General features: G+C 61.2%; 16 protein-coding genes. 4 read left to right on the forward strand and 12 right to left on the reverse strand.

Annotated features, from left to right (window positions below; translation table 11 throughout):
- Window positions 1–436: 436 nt before the first annotated feature.
- The 8 genes from ACIP90_RS11705 to ACIP90_RS11740 form a co-directional block, all read right to left on the reverse strand.
- Complete coding sequence (locus tag ACIP90_RS11705) at window positions 437–937, reverse strand: single-stranded DNA-binding protein (protein WP_400579488.1); 501 nt, start codon at window positions 935–937, stop codon at window positions 437–439.
- Between the two features lie 58 nt (window positions 938–995).
- Window positions 996–2,156 carry an ArdC-like ssDNA-binding domain-containing protein gene (locus ACIP90_RS11710; protein WP_400579489.1) on the reverse strand — a complete coding sequence of 387 codons (1,161 nt, stop codon included), beginning with the start codon at window positions 2,154–2,156 and terminating at the stop codon, window positions 996–998.
- Between the two features lie 84 nt (window positions 2,157–2,240).
- Complete coding sequence (locus tag ACIP90_RS11715; protein WP_400579490.1) at window positions 2,241–2,753, reverse strand: hypothetical protein; 513 nt, start codon at window positions 2,751–2,753, stop codon at window positions 2,241–2,243.
- The gene (locus ACIP90_RS11720; RefSeq protein WP_400579491.1) at window positions 2,740–4,284 is read right to left on the reverse strand and encodes a type IV secretory system conjugative DNA transfer family protein; all 1,545 of its coding nucleotides are present in this window, start codon (window positions 4,282–4,284) and stop codon (window positions 2,740–2,742) included. Before ACIP90_RS11720 ends, ACIP90_RS11715 begins: the two co-directional genes overlap by 14 nt.
- Before the next feature lie 275 nt (window positions 4,285–4,559).
- Complete coding sequence (locus ACIP90_RS11725; RefSeq protein ID WP_400579492.1) at window positions 4,560–6,005, reverse strand: ATP-binding protein; 1,446 nt, start codon at window positions 6,003–6,005, stop codon at window positions 4,560–4,562.
- The gene (locus ACIP90_RS11730; RefSeq protein WP_400579493.1) at window positions 6,002–7,501 is read right to left on the reverse strand and encodes an SCO6880 family protein; all 1,500 of its coding nucleotides are present in this window, start codon (window positions 7,499–7,501) and stop codon (window positions 6,002–6,004) included. Before ACIP90_RS11730 ends, ACIP90_RS11725 begins: the two co-directional genes overlap by 4 nt.
- The gene (locus ACIP90_RS11735) at window positions 7,494–8,858 is read right to left on the reverse strand and encodes a type IV secretion system protein (protein ID WP_400579494.1); all 1,365 of its coding nucleotides are present in this window, start codon (window positions 8,856–8,858) and stop codon (window positions 7,494–7,496) included. The genes ACIP90_RS11730 and ACIP90_RS11735 overlap by 8 nt, the downstream gene beginning before the upstream one ends.
- 3 nt (window positions 8,859–8,861) lie before the next feature.
- On the reverse strand, window positions 8,862–9,149 hold the full coding sequence (locus tag ACIP90_RS11740; RefSeq protein WP_400579495.1) for a hypothetical protein: 288 nt from the start codon (window positions 9,147–9,149) through the stop codon (window positions 8,862–8,864).
- Between the two features lie 158 nt (window positions 9,150–9,307).
- On the opposite strand from ACIP90_RS11740, the gene ACIP90_RS11745 reads away from it, so the two are divergent.
- Entirely contained in the window at window positions 9,308–9,535 is a 228-nt protein-coding gene (locus tag ACIP90_RS11745; protein ID WP_400579496.1) for a hypothetical protein, read from the forward strand.
- 733 nt (window positions 9,536–10,268) lie between these two features.
- Window positions 10,269–10,802 carry a hypothetical protein gene (locus tag ACIP90_RS11750; protein WP_400579497.1) on the forward strand — a complete coding sequence of 178 codons (534 nt, stop codon included), beginning with the start codon at window positions 10,269–10,271 and terminating at the stop codon, window positions 10,800–10,802.
- Window positions 10,803–10,872: 70 nt separating this feature from the next.
- Here the strand turns inward: ACIP90_RS11750 and ACIP90_RS11755 are convergent, their stop codons facing one another.
- The 3 genes from ACIP90_RS11755 to ACIP90_RS11765 form a co-directional block, all read right to left on the reverse strand.
- Window positions 10,873–11,757: a DUF3037 domain-containing protein gene (locus tag ACIP90_RS11755; RefSeq protein WP_400579498.1), complete on the reverse strand. Its 885-nt coding sequence runs from the start codon at window positions 11,755–11,757 to the stop codon at window positions 10,873–10,875.
- 1,267 nt (window positions 11,758–13,024) lie between these two features.
- Window positions 13,025–14,146: a C40 family peptidase gene (locus tag ACIP90_RS11760; protein WP_400579499.1), complete on the reverse strand. Its 1,122-nt coding sequence runs from the start codon at window positions 14,144–14,146 to the stop codon at window positions 13,025–13,027.
- Window positions 14,146–14,862 (reverse strand): hypothetical protein, encoded by a 717-nt coding sequence (locus tag ACIP90_RS11765; RefSeq protein WP_400579500.1) that lies wholly within the window; start codon window positions 14,860–14,862, stop codon window positions 14,146–14,148. Before ACIP90_RS11765 ends, ACIP90_RS11760 begins: the two co-directional genes overlap by 1 nt.
- A 608-nt stretch (window positions 14,863–15,470) precedes the next feature.
- Between ACIP90_RS11765 and ACIP90_RS11770 the strand changes: the two genes are divergently transcribed.
- Entirely contained in the window at window positions 15,471–15,722 is a 252-nt protein-coding gene (locus ACIP90_RS11770) for a hypothetical protein (protein WP_400579501.1), read from the forward strand.
- A gap of 255 nt (window positions 15,723–15,977) precedes the next feature.
- A complete protein-coding gene (locus ACIP90_RS11775) occupies window positions 15,978–16,307 on the forward strand; it encodes an ArsR/SmtB family transcription factor (RefSeq protein WP_400579502.1) in 330 nt (109 codons plus the stop codon).
- A gap of 13 nt (window positions 16,308–16,320) precedes the next feature.
- Here ACIP90_RS11775 and ACIP90_RS11780 read toward each other — a convergent pair whose 3' ends face one another.
- The gene (locus tag ACIP90_RS11780; RefSeq protein WP_400579503.1) at window positions 16,321–16,794 is read right to left on the reverse strand and encodes a hypothetical protein; all 474 of its coding nucleotides are present in this window, start codon (window positions 16,792–16,794) and stop codon (window positions 16,321–16,323) included.
- Window positions 16,795–16,972 lie beyond the last annotated feature (178 nt).

Below are 16,972 nucleotides of genomic sequence, written 5' to 3' on the forward strand. Positions count from 1 at the left end.
ATAACTGTCCTCGTGATCAAGTCTGGCTCCCCCGAAGATGTTGAGCGCATGATGGCTCGAATGAACGCTGAGGCAAGCCGACCGATAGATGACCCTGCACCTATCCGAGAATTCCCCAAGCATGGCCGGCCCTTGGTGTATGTAGGCGGCATCTACGGCAAAGCGGTGGGATGGACTCACAAGTACGGCCTCATTGAGTGGCTGGATTCATCCGGTAAGTACCATATGGGTTGGGCACACTCATCTAGCATCAAGCGTGTGCAGCCAGAAGAGTGGAAGGGCAGTAGCAGGCTATAACTGAACCAAATGGTCACTCCGCTCTGACAAAGTTCTGGCCTGGTCCCGTGGGACCAGGCCAGCCTGCGTTTTCAAAGGGATCCAAGGCGTGACACCGACAGGCACACCCTATTTGAGACCTGAGCGTAAAAGCCCGGCGTCAGAAACTCATCTCATTCCCTGCCGGCCCGCCTAAAGGGGGCACTGCCACCGGCCCCTTCGTCGCAACGCTGTAGGCGGGCTGGGTTGCCTCAGCCGCCGCATTTAGACCGGCACCTATTCCAGCCTCGGGGCCGGCTGCGCGAGGGGAACGCTGGTATACGCTCGTGCCGAAGCGGAGATCAGGACCGATGGTTTCGGCGACGATGCGGCGAGCTTCCCGCTTCTCCCCATCCTTTTCGAAGGCGCGGAACTCAAGTTCACCCGTAACTGTAACCGGATCGCCTTTCTTAAGGGAGTTCGAAGCATTCTCTGCGAGCGCGCGGAACGCTGAGACGTTGTGGAAGACAGGGTCTCCGTCGTGCCAGCTGCCGTCTGTTCCTTGGATCCGCTGGTTCACGGCCACCCGCAGCTTGGCGTGTGCGACACCAGACTCACCGTAGGTGAGATCGGGGTCCGCGACGAGATTGCCGGCGATATTTACCGGAATCTTGGTACTCATATCTGCTGTCCTTTCCTTCGCAGGCGGGTCTTTCCCGCCTAACACTTTGTGATTGGCCCTACGGGCCCGAAATTTCCAACCCGCGGGATGGACCGCCAGGGTGTTTCAAAGCCGCATAGGATTCCTGCCCCTGCACCTGCGGGGATGCTTCAGCTGCGGGCACTTTCCCACCGAATCCCGGAGGATCAGTCACTTCGAAGATTTCCTTGCTTGCGGCGGTAACGCGGCCAAGCACTGATTTGGCTATGTCCACGCGGGAAGCAGGCTGCTTCCGGGAGGAGCCCGCACCCCCGGCTATATGCTCCGCCTCAATCACTGCGTCAGCCCAACCGGACAAGTAGCTTGCGGACTGCGGTCCCCGATCGATCCCGTGAGCCTTCAGTACGGTGTACGCAACTGACTCGGCTTCAACCTCTGCCAGCCCGCGGTGGTCCACGCTGCTTCCGTACAGCTTCCCCACTTCGTCATTCCGGCCATGCAGCAGAACGTGCCCGAGCTCATGTGCCAGGACAGCGATCCGTTCCTCGGAATTCAGCCAGCCACCCACCTGTATCTGACGCTGGGCGAAATCCGTGAACCCGCTGGTCAGCCCGTACTGCGCGTCGGTGACGTGAATCGAAAAACCATGGGCCCGGGCAACGCGGGCCAAGGACTCCCACAGTTGTGGCGCCTCAACGGAAGAAGGATTGGCCGATCGTGGAACCAGCAGCGGAGCGCCCTCGGTTTGGGAAACGTCGAATACCGCCTGTCCGCGCCAACCGGTGATCAAGGTCTTCTTTCCCTCATCAACAGCGCCGCTGGGGGGCTTCTCACCCACAGGGATTCGCTGACGTGTGCCATCGGGCAGGAGCATCTGTTGGACACGGGCGGTCCGGGGAGCAATCACCCATAGGGCCTGCTCACCCCGAAGGACAGTACGGCCGTGTCGTTCCCATTCTTTGTAGCCCGCGACGAGCGTCGGCTCCTCGGTACCCCGCTGTGCCATCTGCATCATCAGCAGGGCAACGTTTCCGCCGGAGTAGCGCCACAGGCTGGCGGAAGCATCGAGCAAGACCTGCCAATGTGAGGGCGACTCAACCGCCTTCTCCAGGATTGAGTGCAGGCCGTCCATGAGTGCGGCAACGCGTTCCTCTGGCGCGAGACGGCGAGCGCCGAGTCCGCCTAGCGCGGAACTCTGGCCAGACGAGATAGTTGGTGGAACTTCCGATGTAGCGGCCACGACAGCCACCCTTCATGCTTCTTGGACCGCAGCAGTGCTGCGCAGACACCTGTTCATGGCTGGTAGCCACACGAGCGACATGACTCAGAATTCAGGAACCAGCTGATGAGCTGCCTTGCACCATTCGAGGAAAGCAGGATCATCGTTTGCGAGCATTCGGGTTGCCGGCTCCCTGTGCACCTGCAGCCCCACGCATCCGGCAGTCCTGGTGTGCATCCTCAGGCGTTCGACGGCGTGCGGCAGCCTCTCGTGGAAGGCGAGCGGGCCAAATCCCGGGTCGTCCGGCGTGAAGGAGGCAAGCTCCGCTCGGTGCAGTGCATAAAGCTCAGCCACGATCTCAGGGTGACGCCACCAGCAATCCGGAACGACCGACGTCGTAAGTTGATACGTGGCGACGAGCCACTTCACCCAGGAGAAAAGTGACCTCCATGCGTCCTGAGCTTGCTCTGGCGTCATCTCCCGCCAGCGACGGGTCACGTTCTTGGACGCGGTAGCCGGAGCAAAGGCGGATCTGAACAGCTGCGCAGTGATCGCGTCGTCCCCAACGGAACCTGAGGACGGGACATCGAATTCGTCAGTGTCGTCAAGGTCGCGCATCCGGTGTCCCTTCGGTCTTCTGCTGCCGTTGCCTGTGCCCGTCGGCCAATACGCGCTCCATTTCTGCCTTCAGTCGGCGCAGCTCCCCTGCGTCCTTGCGCTTGTGCCACTCAAGAAGGTCCAGCAGGATCGGTCGGGTGCGCCTGCCCAGCATGAGCGCCGTGCCAGCAGGCAGACGCCGAATCTCGTCCAGGGCGATCACGGGACTCTCGCGTATCTGTTCGCCGTCTTGCCTGCCTTGGGACGACCAGGACCGCGTGGTGAGGGTAAGACTCCGCTCCCCCAGCAACCCCGCAAGGGAGCGCAGGTCCCGTTCGTCGGATCCGCCTCCAAAGATCACCTTGATGATTGCCGAGTCCCAGATGGTGGATGCCTCATCGATCGACCAGCCTGAACGGGCCTGGGACAAGGACTGCAGAACGACGAGCGTTGATATCCCGATGCCGCCGCCATCGGACAGTGCCACAGGCAGCCCGGGCCACGGGGCGAGGTTGGCGATCTCATCCAGGATCAATGAAAGAGGTGGCTCTAACCGACCGCCCGGTGAAACGAAGGCCATTTCCCGGGCTGCGTTGTCGATGTCATCGATTAGCGCTGACAGGTACGGCCCCGCAGCAGAGGCTCCTGCCCGAGTGCCGATGAGATATAGCGTTCCCCGCTCCCGGATGAAAGTTTTTGGATCGAACTCCTCCGACGCGTCCTGCGGATTCAGCGCAGCAAGCACCTTGGGCGATGACAGCGGTGCCACCGCCGCCGAAACACCAATCCATGAATTGGATGTATTCCGCGGATCGTCTTCCAGAATTCCCATCAGGTCGGCCTGCCATCCCAGCGCTGCCCCCGTCCGGCCCAGCACCTCAAGTGCCTCCCGCGCCAGCACCGGACTGGACGACCACCGCCGGAATGCCGTCACCCCCTCGCCGCACAGCGCCGCAGCATGAAGCAGGCACTGAAGCACTATCAGCGAGCGCTTTTGCCACGCTGCGTTCTCGCCCTTCATTTCCGTGTCCGCGGTGATGACCAACGCCCGCCGGGTAGCAATGTCCGGGTCCTCACATCCGCGGACCGGCGACCAGCGAAGGGACGACGGGATCCCCGACATGCCCTGCGGATCAAAGACCGTCACCGGCCGCCCGCCGGACGCCCGCGCCTTCATTGTCACCACCAGGTTGTCCGCGCGGGTCGATGTGGTGACGACTGCGCCCGGCGCATCAAGGATGGCGTTGATGACAACGTAGAGGCCCTTCCCGGATCGCGGTGCACCCTGGATCACCATTGACTCTTCCGTGGAGACGTGGACGGTGACGCCGCGGGAGCGGCCCAGCGTCCACGACACATCCTGTACCGAAGGGTTTACAAGCCCGGGACGGGTGAACTTTCCTCTTTTCCGCACAGCCCTCGCGCCGAAGTCGTGGAGAATCTCCGCCCGGCGGGCAACGCCGTCGCGGTTCAGGATGTCCTGGCGCAGCCACGCGCCCGATTGTTTCCATCGCCGCCATGCGATCACTGCACCAACGGCGAGGGCAGTCACCAGAAGTAGCGCCGGTGCCAGGACCCACCAAACCGCACCTGTCCCCAGTAGACAGCCGGAGCGCGGCGCCACTATCCAATCCATCCTGTTGGCCAGAAGTCCGACGGCGGCGGCAGGGTTGAAGGGCGACGGCGGCCTCGCGCCGCACCGCCAATTCGCCACCAAGTGCCCAGCAGCTTGGACGACGACGCAAAGGCACACGTAGGCTGCCGCCCCGATGAGGCCAGCGGTCACCAGCGGGTTGTCGCTTGCAGCCCGCGAGCTACCCGGCCGTCTCACAGCATCCTGGCGTCGGTGCCGAACACAGCAAGCTCGTCCGTGGTCACTCTATTAGCCACGATGAAAGAGCGGTTCCCCACCTTCCAGAGCCCAACGCCCTTCGGAAGGTTCTCGACGTGTTCACACTCGGCTTCGGTCAGGCCGAGCGCTTCTTTGGTCAGGCGCATTGCGTCGTGTTTCTGGCGGTAGATGATTCTGGTGTCAGCCTCGGTCAGCAGGCCCAGTGCTTTCTGCCGGTGTCCGCTGGTGCTGTCACCGATCTCGTTGAGGTCCGCCACCTTATGCATGATCAGCAGGTTCGCGATCCCGTACGTTCTGGCGAGCCGCCACTGTTCGCTCATCTTCGCCAACATGTAGGGATCGGCAAGCATCCGCCACCCTTCGTCGTACACGACAAGCCGCTTCCCGCCGTCGGGGTTGGTGATGGCCGCTTCCAGCCAGGTAGCACCGCAAGCGGCCGCTAGCGAAAGCGCCTGCTCCGATGCCCCGATCAGGGCGGACGTATCCATCACCATCATCGGAGCGTCAGCATCGAAAGCGACGGTGGACGGCGCATCGAACATGCCCTCGAGGTCACCCGACACGGTACGTCTCAGAGAGTGGCTGACCGCGATCCCACCCTCCGCGCCGACCAGAGCCGTCATCTCCTTCGACGGCTTCAGCAGGTGGTCCAGCACCATGGGCAGTGTGGGGTTCGAGTTCTCAGACATAGTCTCCATGAGAGCGATGTCCAGGGCCGTGTGCTCCACGGGGCGCAGGGGCGTGCCCTGCCTCATGAGGGAGACCAGTGCCACCAGGAGATAGCGGCAGCGCTGCCTTACCACTGCGTGCCACTGGGCCTCGGTCAGGGCGCTGGGGCGGGGGCCGGCGTCAAGAGGATTGACTCGTGCGGGACGGCCGGGACCAACGCTGATGACCTTACCGCCCACTGCTTTGGCGACCGCGACCCACTCGCCTTTGGGATCAGAGGCGACAGCCGCCTTCCGGCCCAGGGTAATTGACCGTGTCACCAACGATTTGCCGCACATCGACTTGCCGGTGCCGACAGTTCCGATCACCACAATGGATGGGCCGCTGATGATGCCCTTGTCGTAGAGGATCCAGGGGTCATAGGAGAAGGCCCCGGATCCGAAGACGTCCGTGCCGATGTAGGTTCCTTCGTGACCCAGGCCGGACTCCGTGAGGAAGGGATAAGCGGCGGCGAACGTCATGGTGGAGGCGCGGTGCGGCGCAGGACGCAACCGGTGCGGTCCCCGCAGGGAATTCGGCGCATTGCTGCCCCAGTCACCCGAGAGGCGGAAGGCTCCAAGATCGATCCGTTTGTCGGCGAGCGCCGTGTTTGTCTCCGTGACCGCGGATGATGCAGTCCGCCGTCGTTCTGTCCGTGCCCTCCGCCTCATCCCCGACGGGAGATACTCGAAGCTTTTCGTTGTCTGCTTCATCGCAATCCCCTTCCAAGAGGAAGCCCGCCGGCGACAAACGCGGCCCATTGCTGTCCGTAGAGAAGGCGCAGTTCAACGAACGCCCCTGCGGCAGCGGACTCCAGTTCCTGGCGGTGCCGCGCGAGGTCCTCCAAGGAGGTAGCCGTGACGGTGATGTAAGCCGCCGGCCGCACGTCGCCGTGACCGGCGACGATCTCCTCTTCCCTCTGGATCACTTCCTCTTCCTCGGCCTTTTGCTCGCGGGTGAGGGGCCTGTCGAAGCGGGCGTTGATGCGCCGGCGGGTCTCATGCGCTTCCTGCGCGGAGCGGATGTCGCGCAGCGCCTCGGCTGTGGGGACCGCCCGGATGACTTCGGTGAAGGTATGGCGGAACTCGCCGACGTAGATCAAGGGATGCAGGAAGCCGGGGAAGACTTTCTGTCGTGGCCATTCGGCGATCCAGAAGGTTTGGTGGAACCCGCTGTCGGTGCGTAGATAGGTCCAGTGTTCTTCCACGGCCATGGGGCCGTGGTGGTGGAGATTGTTCGCCTTCTCGCTTGCCGGAAGGTCCGACGGCGGGGCTGCCGCCACCACGGTCTTGGCGGTGGGCAACGCGGCGGGATCGAAGGCAGCATGGATGACGCCGAGCAATCCTGGTTCGTCAACCCATTCTTCGACGTTCACGTTGTGAGTGCCTAGTGACGTTTTCATGGCCTCGACTTCCAGCCGCAAGGCGCGCTCCAGGCCGCTCAGTCCGCCGCCGGACTCCTTGATCCGTCGCCGGGCCTTGCTCGTGTCCAGGACAACCGCTACCAGGAGTTCATGGCTCATGGTTGACCCGGCTGCACCCAGCAGGTCCTCATAAGCGCGTTGTCCCCATGTAGGCTCCGCCTGACCGGGCTCGGCCTGCTGAGGGTTGCCTCGGTAGAAGTCCCAAAGCGCAGACGACGGGTATGGGACTGTGTAATCCTGGACTGCGATTCGGGCCACTCCTGGCCGTTGAGCCATTCCAGCCTGTACACGAGACCAGGCTTGCACGGCCCATGCCTTGTCGTCCGAGTCCAGGAGGGCAAAGGACCGGGTGCTGCAGCGCAGGACCGCGATCGCCTCCCTACCGTGGCGGTCAACGATGAAGCATTCACCGTTTGCCGTCGTCCGGATCTCCAGATTGCCCAGACCGCCAGGGAGAACGAGCCGGCCAGCAAGTCGGGGCGCTGCCGGCCTGGCAAGGAAACGAGTTTGTCCTGCCGCTACGCGGTAAAAGTACAGCGCGATCTGCTTTGCCCAGATCGGATAAGGGATGCGGGAATATTGGAGGAGCCCGAGCAGCATGAGTCCAAGCCACATCGGTCCGGAGGCGAACAGGCCTGCTGGCCCGCTACTGGCAGATGCCACGATGGCGACTGCCCCTCCCGTGGCGACGATCAGCAGTTGGTACCACTTAAGCCCGAGAAAAAACCCTCGGCGCTCGTATCTGGGGAACTTGACGGCTTCTAACGTACGCGCATCGTCAGACATGAGGTTTGCCTCCGCTCGGAGGGTCGATTGTAGGTGGGTGGGGTTTCGGTGGCCGGGCCCTTGCTGGGCCAGGTGCGCTTGCGTTCGGATGCGCTCGCGGTTCGGCTTCTCCGGGTGGGAATCGCCGTGCGGGTGTTGGGGCAGCGCCGCTTTGTCCAGGCAGGTCCGCGCGCACGAAGCCCGGCGATTCTGGTTGGTGTAAGGCGTTGGGCGCTGCAGTGGAGGATCCGGTGTTCAGTGCCAATTTGCCTCCACCGCTGGCTCCGCCTGCTCCGGACTGGGCAGGTCCTAACACCTGTGTCGGGAAGAGATGGCGGCTTGAGCTGATGGGACGCGTCATGGCCGAGCGACTGACCAGGTTCGCGAGTGTGAGCCTTCCCCCGGTCTGCCTGCTGATCTGACGGGCTGCAACACTGCTGCTGCGTGACAGGACGTGACCGCCTCCTGCCGTTTGAGCCGCTGCGGCGAGTTCACCACCGGCGAAGCTCACCAAGCGCAATGCCATCAAAGGAGCACCGCAGGCCAGGGCCATGCCCACCGTTCCGGCCGCCAGTCCCGCAAAGGACTTGGACTCTGCGAAGAGCTTCACGGCAACGGCTAAGACTGTCGCGGCCAGGGGTTTGGCAATCACTAGGGCGATGACCACCTCGCTCCAGCGGCGCGCCCATGACTTTGTCTTGTCCCAGGGCAGCAGCATGAGGGCAACAGGTGCGACGGCGGCCAACACGACGAGCGCAAAGGATCGGAAGATCATCGAGCACATCAGAATGAAGGCGAGGATCCACACGACCACCACAGCCATCACCGTCACAACGACAGCTCCAGCCGCGCCGCCGGTAGTCCCGGGCGCTAAGGAGACCAGATTCCATTCCCTGTCGGCTCCTTCCGGTGCCCGCTCGAAGCCGAAGAGCCTCATGAACACCAGGTATGGGTCAGAACCGATGGATTCGAGCAGCGCGGCTGAGGCTAAGTCGCCTGCCCGCGTCAGTTGCCGGACAAGATAGACGGCAAGCCCGACGAGAGGTATTGCGGCGGCTCCGCCGAGCATCGCCCGGCCGATGCGTCTCGGTTGCTGACTCACCAGCCCAGACAGGACTTGAAGGATCATCACAACGACGAGCGGCGTCATCATGACGACCACCCACCAGCTAGTCAGCCCTTCAATAGAAAGCCACTGGGAGTCGTCTACGTCCGACACGGTGAAGGCGCCAGTGATGAAGGACCACAACCAGGACGCCAGGTTCTGAAGGATGTTCGCGAAGAGCGCTGTGACTGCACCCAGAGCATTGTCATTCGCTTGTGAAACCAGGCCGCAACCGGGTGGCCACCATCCGTTGAGGTCGCACTCAACAGGCATGAGTCAAAACCCGAGAGGGAACGCCGTCTGCGACCAGAGGATGTAGCCGTTGATGCCGCCAAGAATGGCGGCCACTGGCCCTGTCCACAGGAGGATCATGCCGCCGCCGGAGGCAAGACGCGACGACTGGCTAAGTTTGCCGGCCAACAGCATCGCGGCGCCGATGATGGCCACGATGGCGATGATGATGAAGGCGCCGACAAGGATGCCGCCGCCGATCTGTTTGAGCGATTCCAGGAAGGGAAAGCTCGCGTTTGGGGTGATCCCTGGGTCCACCGCTGCAAAGTACATGGTGCTCCGTCCGTCGTTTTTCCATGGAGTGAGCAGATGAGCTCACGGGTTCATGGAAGTTGCGGGACGAAGCGACATGATCTTCTTTGTCGTTACTCGCGGCGCGGTGGGATTGCGAAGCAACAGCTCCAGAATCGCCCGTCACGCTCGCCGCGGGCATGCCAGCCGGGGAAGCGATCATCGGGGACCTGTCGACAGTGTCGCTGCTGTACAGGAACTCGCAGCGCATCGAATGGGACCCTTACATGGGTGACACCGGCGTGGCGGGCACCCCGGCACCGCGGGACCTGTTCCGACACAACGAGGTCGTGTTCCGGGCTGAGATCCGTGTCGGGTTGGAAATCATCTCAACCAAGACCCTCCGCATCGCAGACCTGACCACCTAGCAGCGTCAGCTGGACGTCCCTTCGTCAGGCTGATTTCTGGTGGTCTTCGCTCTCCAGCGGGCCGGGACACTTCGCAAAGACTGGAGAATCATCCGTCCGGTCTTCGCGGAGTTCCTCGCTACGACGTCGGCCTCTAGAGCTTCTATCCAAACAGTGGTAGTTGCGAATCGCCATGCTCTGTTGAAATTCCATAGAACCAGCATTCCGGCGCATGCAGCAATGATGCCCGCTGTTAGGTACAAGGTCGACGTGTAGTAGTCAACCAGGGCATCCGGGTTGACAGCCTGCTGCTCGAGCCCGAGTGCATCCGCTGTCCTAATGACGTCTTGAGTTTCCGCACGCCATTGAAGTGCGTATGGGAGCATGGTTGTACTTGCCAGTATGAGGGCCGTCGCCGCGACCACGACCAGCGCAATCCCCGGCATGAACCAATCCTTTCGAGGATTTCCTTCCGGTGTTTCAGACGAACAATGAAGTACTGCTGAGTTGCCGTTCCGAAAGACCGGAAGACCTCAAGGTCATTCTCAAGCGGCAGACTTCTCATGCTCTTAGTGCTTCCACCCAATTTCTCGTACAGAAGGTCATACTGGTCTTTCGCCCGACGGGCCACGACTTTCCCCTTTATCGCTATTAGTTCCGACGCTCAGCATATGTCTCTTCAACATTGATGATTCAACGAACGTAGGTGAGAACGTCTAGCATTCGTTTGTCACTCAAACCTATAGGGGAAAAATTGAAGAAGATGTATGCCGTCATGGCATTGGCGGCCCTCGCACTCACGGGCTGCAGCGGCGGAGCGCAAACAAACAGCGCTCCGCCTGAAACGGCAAAAGCAACGGCTACGCCGTCGCCGACTCCAACCATCATGACGAAAGCCGAAGCCGGGAAGTTTTACCTCGCCACTATTTGCCCAAGCAATATCCTCTCGGACAAGGCTGGAAAGGCTGTGCAAGCCGAACCGTTTAACCTCAAGGCAGCAAAGTCGGCGACGGCGGCACTGCGCGACGGCTATCGGAAGGCAATCGAAACGCTGTCGAACGAGAAGGTACTCTGGCCCGATCCCGTCAAAGCGGACGTTGCGGCCCTCGCCGAAAGCATGTACGGGGACCTTAGCGGCGCTGAGAACGCGGCCAACCAGACCACCGACGCGGGGTTCTTTGCCGCGTGGAACGATTGGACGACCGCGCCGGCCCAACCGAACGCACAAAAGATCAGACTCAAACTGGGACTGTCGTCTGACACCGACGCCAGCTGCAAGATCAAATAGGCTATCAGGTGCACGCATAACTCGGTTACCGCTGAGCGTGCGTGCACCTGTTATTGCGCACCGGCCCTAACTAGCGGGCCTCCACGAGCCGACGTGCCTCAGACGCCACTCGGCCCATTTGGTCTGTCGGGAATGCAGCAACGCCTAATTTGGACCATGCGTCTTGCGCAACGCGAAAATGGTCCTTCTGCGATTCAGTTTCAGGGCGCTCATATACGACTCGAACTGGCACATCCGGCGATATTTCCAGAACGCGCTTCGGGTGGCCGACAGCAGTAGCCGTGACACGACCACCCTCGTCTCGTATGCGGCCTACTAGGTAGCTCCAGGCCCGGACGTCCTGGTCGACCCGATCCAGATCCTTCAGCCCAAAGGACCAAACCTGAGTCAGTTGGCGGACTTGATTTTGTCCCACAGCAAAATCGAAGGTGCCGCTCTGGGCGCCAACGATCGCCTTGACCCGTGGCCGAAGGTCGATATGCATTTTAAGGCGGGCCTCCGTCAGATACTCACGCTGAAGGTCACTCATGATTCGGGTCTTGCGTCTGATTGGTCCCTTGCCGGGGTTCTCCAAAACCAGTACATCGAACAACATGTCCGCGGCCTTCTGAGCAGATTCAGCCTCGACCGGCACCGGAGCAGCTATTTGAACGGCGTTATTCAGGAATCCTTGCTGGCGCTCAATCCAGTACGTGCTGATTCCCTCAATACCGAGGGCTTCCCCAGGACTAAAAGAGCCGAACATCGTGGATCTCGGCTGCACGCGTTCGGCAAGTCGGTTCAGCCAATCGCTGGCTAGGCTTGCGTCGCCTCCGAGTCTGCTTGCCCTCGTAAATGAAAAGACGCGACGCAATGCCCAATCGTGTCCGTCTGCCCCCGCTAAAACACCAATGTTTACGAATTCTCCACGGACGGTATTCGGGACGTAGCGCAATAGCCAATAGTCATATCGCATTCTCGAACCTCCTTCCAGCAGTCACAGTAAGACCCTTGCAGACGAAACGCGGAGACGCCGAGCTACGCCGGTCTTCCTGTTATAGAGGAGCCATGCGACAGTTTCGAGCTCCCAGTCGGGAACGTCCCATGCTAACGGAACAGTGGCTACGGCACCCAAGAGCTCGCCGGGAGTCAGGAGCTCCACACGCTCAGCTAGCTCCATAAACTGTTCTCCGCTCATTCCATGGAGCGATCCCTCCCATTCCCAGGGGCGATCGACGAGCCCGGATAGCAGATCTCCCGACCAGTCAGGGCCGCTAAGCCACCAACCATGGTCAAACGACCAGATCGATCTGTCGTCCGAATGATCGAATAGCCACTGGGCGTCGTATCCCATGCATAGATCCCAAAGAGCTACCAACGCGGGCTGGCGCGTCGAGTTGTGGTCATGCTTGCGAAAACCAAGGTCTTCGAACTCCTCGCAAGAATCAAGGTGTTCGGACGCGTGGGCGACACCCGCTTGCAGCCGTAGGCCGGGGCCATACTGCCAGCCGGCCAGCGAGTCCGGAATATCCAGAAGAACAACTGGCCTCACCGGAGCTTCGAGGAGCCGTCCAACGGCGGTAACGATCTGTTCAGTAGCTAGAACTAGATCACCCTGAGGATTACCACAAGCCTTTACCCAGTATTGGCGTCCGTTGTCGGCCAAGCCTAAGAGTGCGTGAGTACCTGACGTCGAAGTCCTGATGGGCGCGGCCAACGAAGCAGCCGGAGCTCCACGAGACCAGCCCATAAGTAAGCCGCGCCATGACTCGCGCTTCGATAGATCCCCCAGATGCATGAATGAAGCATATCTGGCTGGCTATGCGGCTTCTGGCCGGGCAACTGATGTTAGCTGGACCCGTCGAGTGGGAACTAGTAGCTAACCCGCATTTGTCACCGACATAGCGAATCTCCTTTTCTGCTCGCAGATTCTCTCGGACCCCGTGCGTAAGCACCCGAACGCTAGGCCCTCAGGACTCCAAGCGTGACCCGCGGCAGAAGCAAATGACCGTCATAGCACTGCCCGTTGTCACCGTTCCGGATAGACCCCGGACGACACCACCGCTTCCTTTCATCGTCAGTCCCTAGAATGGTGGTCCGGCCTGCATCCAAAAGCGGCTAAATGCGGGACAGGGTATCCATAGCATCGCAACAAGGACGGTCAGGTTCAGTGGAAAGATACCTGAAGGAGCACAAGCGACGGTTCGGCCGGAGCAAAATGACAGTGAGCTCCGCTAGGGCGCCTAACCTGGCAATAGATTGAAATAGGCTGCACCAGGATTCCAGCTGACGGGATGCAGCAGTGTCCCTACAGCCGGGTTAAGAGCACTCCACATCATGCCGTTGCCCGCATAAATGCCGACGTGGCCCCAGTTGTCGGGTCCCTGGGGATTTTGGACAACTAGATCTCCTGGTTGGGGATCCTTTGTTCGCACACCTACACGCCACTGCTCCACCCGCGGCAGCTCGATTCCTGCCTGCCGGTAGATCCACTGCACGTAACCGGAACAATCCCAGGCTTTGAAGGCAGTGCCTCCCCACACATAGCGCCCGCCGAGGCCTTCCTGCGTGAACCTCAAGATATCCTGGCGCAGCTGGCTCAGGTTGCGTGTCGAACCGACAAGTTCCGTCCCTGACGGCGAACTCGAACAAGACGCAGGATGGGTATCAGTTTCTAACGCGGCAACGATTGCCGTCGCCGCCGGTTCCCAGCGCGCATACAGCTCTGGGAAAGCCGAAACTTGGACTGCCTGGGCGGCCTGCCCTTTATCCATCGCCTGCCAGCCAGGGATATCCAGCAGCCCGCGGGGACTTCCACGATTTGGTCCGGTCGGGCCGCCGTAAAATGCGCGTGCGTTATAGGAGGCGTCCATCAGCTCTGCAATTGTCCCCCAGCCTGCCGCCGGGCGCTGTTGGGCCGACCCGATGGAATCATGGTCCCGTCCCATGCCGTCATTCGGGAAATTCAGGGATTCCGGCACAGCGGGGTTGGCGAGCATGCGAAGGCTCGATTCCTGGAGCGCCATCATGATCGCGATAATTTGCCCGGAGCGCGGTAGGGCAAGCTGTTTACCCACCGCGATGTAAGTCCGCGCGACGCTCTCCTGCCTGGGATTTAGCATGTAAAGCAACTGCCCGGCGTCGCGGATCTCCAGACCGGCGCTAGTTCCATGAACGGCTGTGCTCGCGTCACCGCCAGATGGCGCACAAGCGATAGCGCGCTGCCCAGTCATGCCGGTAAGTACAGCCACCCCTCCCAGGAAAGCCATCAAACCGGCTAGTGAGACGGCGACTATAGCCGCGCATAACACTTTCAGCAACGCCCGTCGCCGCGTGACCATAGCGACGGCGGCCAGAGCAGCCATCAGTAAACGATCCGCTCTGCAGTCGCATAGAACCCGACCATTGCGCAGCGCCCAGCCGGGGCAGTGAGCGCCGGCGGACAGTTGACCATGACCGTGACTGGTGCTGCATAGGCGCTTCGGCTGTTGCTCGACTCGTCCACGACCTGGACGGTCACTGTGCACACGTGGAGGCCGTTCCAAGGCGCTGGGTACTCCTGGACTTTGGCCAGCTCGAGGTCACAGCGCAGGGTCTGACCGGTGCCGCTTCGCCGAGCGGACTGTTCAGCCAGCATGGCGAAGCTGCCAGCTGTCACCCCGGTCCCTTCAAACTCTCGCACCAGCGCTGACAAAGGGTTTGACCCATCTGGGAGAAGCTCCCACCAGGACCGCACACGGGCATAAATGTCGGAGTACGACGACGACCGGCTGTCCCAGGTGTAGATCCCCTGGGCTGCCGCCAGAGCAAGCTCCCTGTAATCCTGGGTGCGGGGCAGTGCGCCATCAGTAGGCTGAGCCGATACCTTGACTTCAATAGAGGCAGCGGAGGGGCGGCTCTGAGCTGACGAAGTAACAGTCGGCTCGGGGGTGGCGGCCGGCGCGGTTGCAGTCGGCGGCGACGCTACTTCCCGGCCAGAATCGGCAGCAGGGCAAAGCAGGAAGATCGCGCCGACCGTGAGCAAGGCGATGAGCCCCACGGCTATCCAACGTTGACGGCCAAATCCGCGGATCGAGCTCATCGCCCGGCTCCTATGCTGACAATCATGACTCACACCGCGGGTCCGTTGGCTCCGTGCTGGAGCACACGCCAAGCCGCTCGGTACAGCTGCCGGGCAAAGCCGACGTTCACCGCTATGTACCTCTCCGTTACGCCGAGCTCACTCGCCAGAGCTGTCATCTGCGCGGACCTGTCCGGTCCCCGCAGACCTGGACGGACTATCGACTCGGCAACTCGCCGAAGCACAGTGGTGGGAAGGCAGTTGGCGGCCAGTCTGCATAGTCCATCAAGGCCTACCCCAGGTTCAGGGTGGCAGTTCAATGCCGTGTTGATTGTCTTAGCAGTCTGCCGGACGACAGTTACCGCATGCCAGCGGCGCCGGTCCTCGGGAGACGGAGGTCCGTAGTGACGCGGACCAACAAGGCTGGATACGGCGAGCTTCCATGTTTCCTCAGTCACGCTTCGATGGACCAGATCCAACATGGCCTGCGCCCATGCCTGGTCGATGCAGCTTTCTGCGCTGCCTCCTCCCGCTGCAGCGCCGATGACTGCGAGAACCTCCGGCGAACTCTCCGTCGTCGTAAAGTCCACGAGCAACGGCAGGGTTTGATGACTTAGCTCACGCCGAATGTGAGCAGCACAGATCTTACTGCAGACCCCCTGCACCCAGGCTTCGAAAGGGATCCCTGGAAGCTCCCGGTAGCAGCCCTTGGCAACCCCGTTCCAGACGGCGACGCGAATCTCCTGCATGACGTCGTCAACATCGCAGGATCGTCCGATCCGTCCGAGGCGGGAAACAACGTAGCGGTGCACCCCATCAACCGCGACCAGAATCCTGTCTATGGGGACAACAGGCTCCCCGGGTGGGGGCGAGCCGCGTAGCGAGACATCCACTCCAACAGGAGAAGTTGATTGATTCTTGGCTTGAAACGCCTCGGATTCGATTTCCATGGCTTCACCGGCTTTGACTGTTCAGATCAAGTACTTCGCAGAGCCGCGCGTACGCCGCTCCGGTGCGTGGATTTGGAGACCAACAACGATCAGGCAGAAGCTATACGAATTATTGTCGAAGATACTTAAAGTATCGTCAAGAGTGCTGTTCTTACTTTTTCTGGTCATTTGGGGAAGAATGGCGATATGCCGAGAATTACGCAGCCACATGACGAGGCCTGGTCGGCCGACGTTGAAGCTGCCGTTGCGACGTTCGGCAACAGGTCGCGCAACGAAATTCTTCGGTTCCTTACCGCTAGTGGGCCGGCAACACGGGGCGATATCGTTGCGGCGGTCAGCGCTGGCGAGCCCAGCGTGGCCAAGCACCTCGCCGCACTGGAGGAGGCTGGCGTGGTGATGGTCGACGTCGAGCCTGGTCGCAGACACGGACGGTCACCTCGGTATTCCGCGAACCCCGCCCGGATCAAGGAGCTGCTCGACGCTCACCTGAAGTACCTGTTGGAGGAACAGCAGTAGCGGTCGCCGCGGGTTAGCCCGCCTGCTCTGGCGACTCCGGTGACTCAACCTGCGAATTTGCCGCCGCCCGCTCTCCTTCCGGCCGCCGGCTGATGTCCTTGTTCAGGTACTCCGTAATCGCTTGAAGGGTCTCCGGCGATACGTCCCCAAGAGTGCGAGCCGCAAAAGTCTTCACCCTCGCAGCCCGCAGCGACTTCACGAACTCGAGCTGCGAATCGATGCGCTGGGGCAGGTCCCCGGAATCGGCATCTAGAAGGTAGGCAGGATCCACATTGAAGATTTCGCATAAAGCACTCAGAAGAGCGGGGTCACTGACCAGCCTTCCCGTGCCGTCTTTCATGTAAAACCAGCGAGCCCGAGACAGCTTAATCCCTCTACCCGCCAGCTTCTCCTGAACCTCACGGAAGGTGATCGGCTGCCCCCGTTCTGCGACAACGACGTCGAGCAGTAGGTTCAGGCGACGGGCCAGCTCAGCTTGAGGAGACAAGCCTGCACTCGTGGGACGTTTCTCATCGCCTGGCACCGCTCACCTCCCGCCCGCTCCGACACCGCCTGTCAGACTCTACGTGAAGCTCAGTATTCCGATGGTTCACGTGGCACGCAATGAGTGGCATCAAGTGCTTCCATCATCTTCTCGATGAGCGTATCGTTTTGCTGTAGACCCG

Origin of the sequence: Arthrobacter sp. NPDC093139, assembly GCF_044754165.1 — a bacterium.
GTDB lineage: Bacteria > Actinomycetota > Actinomycetes > Actinomycetales > Micrococcaceae > Arthrobacter.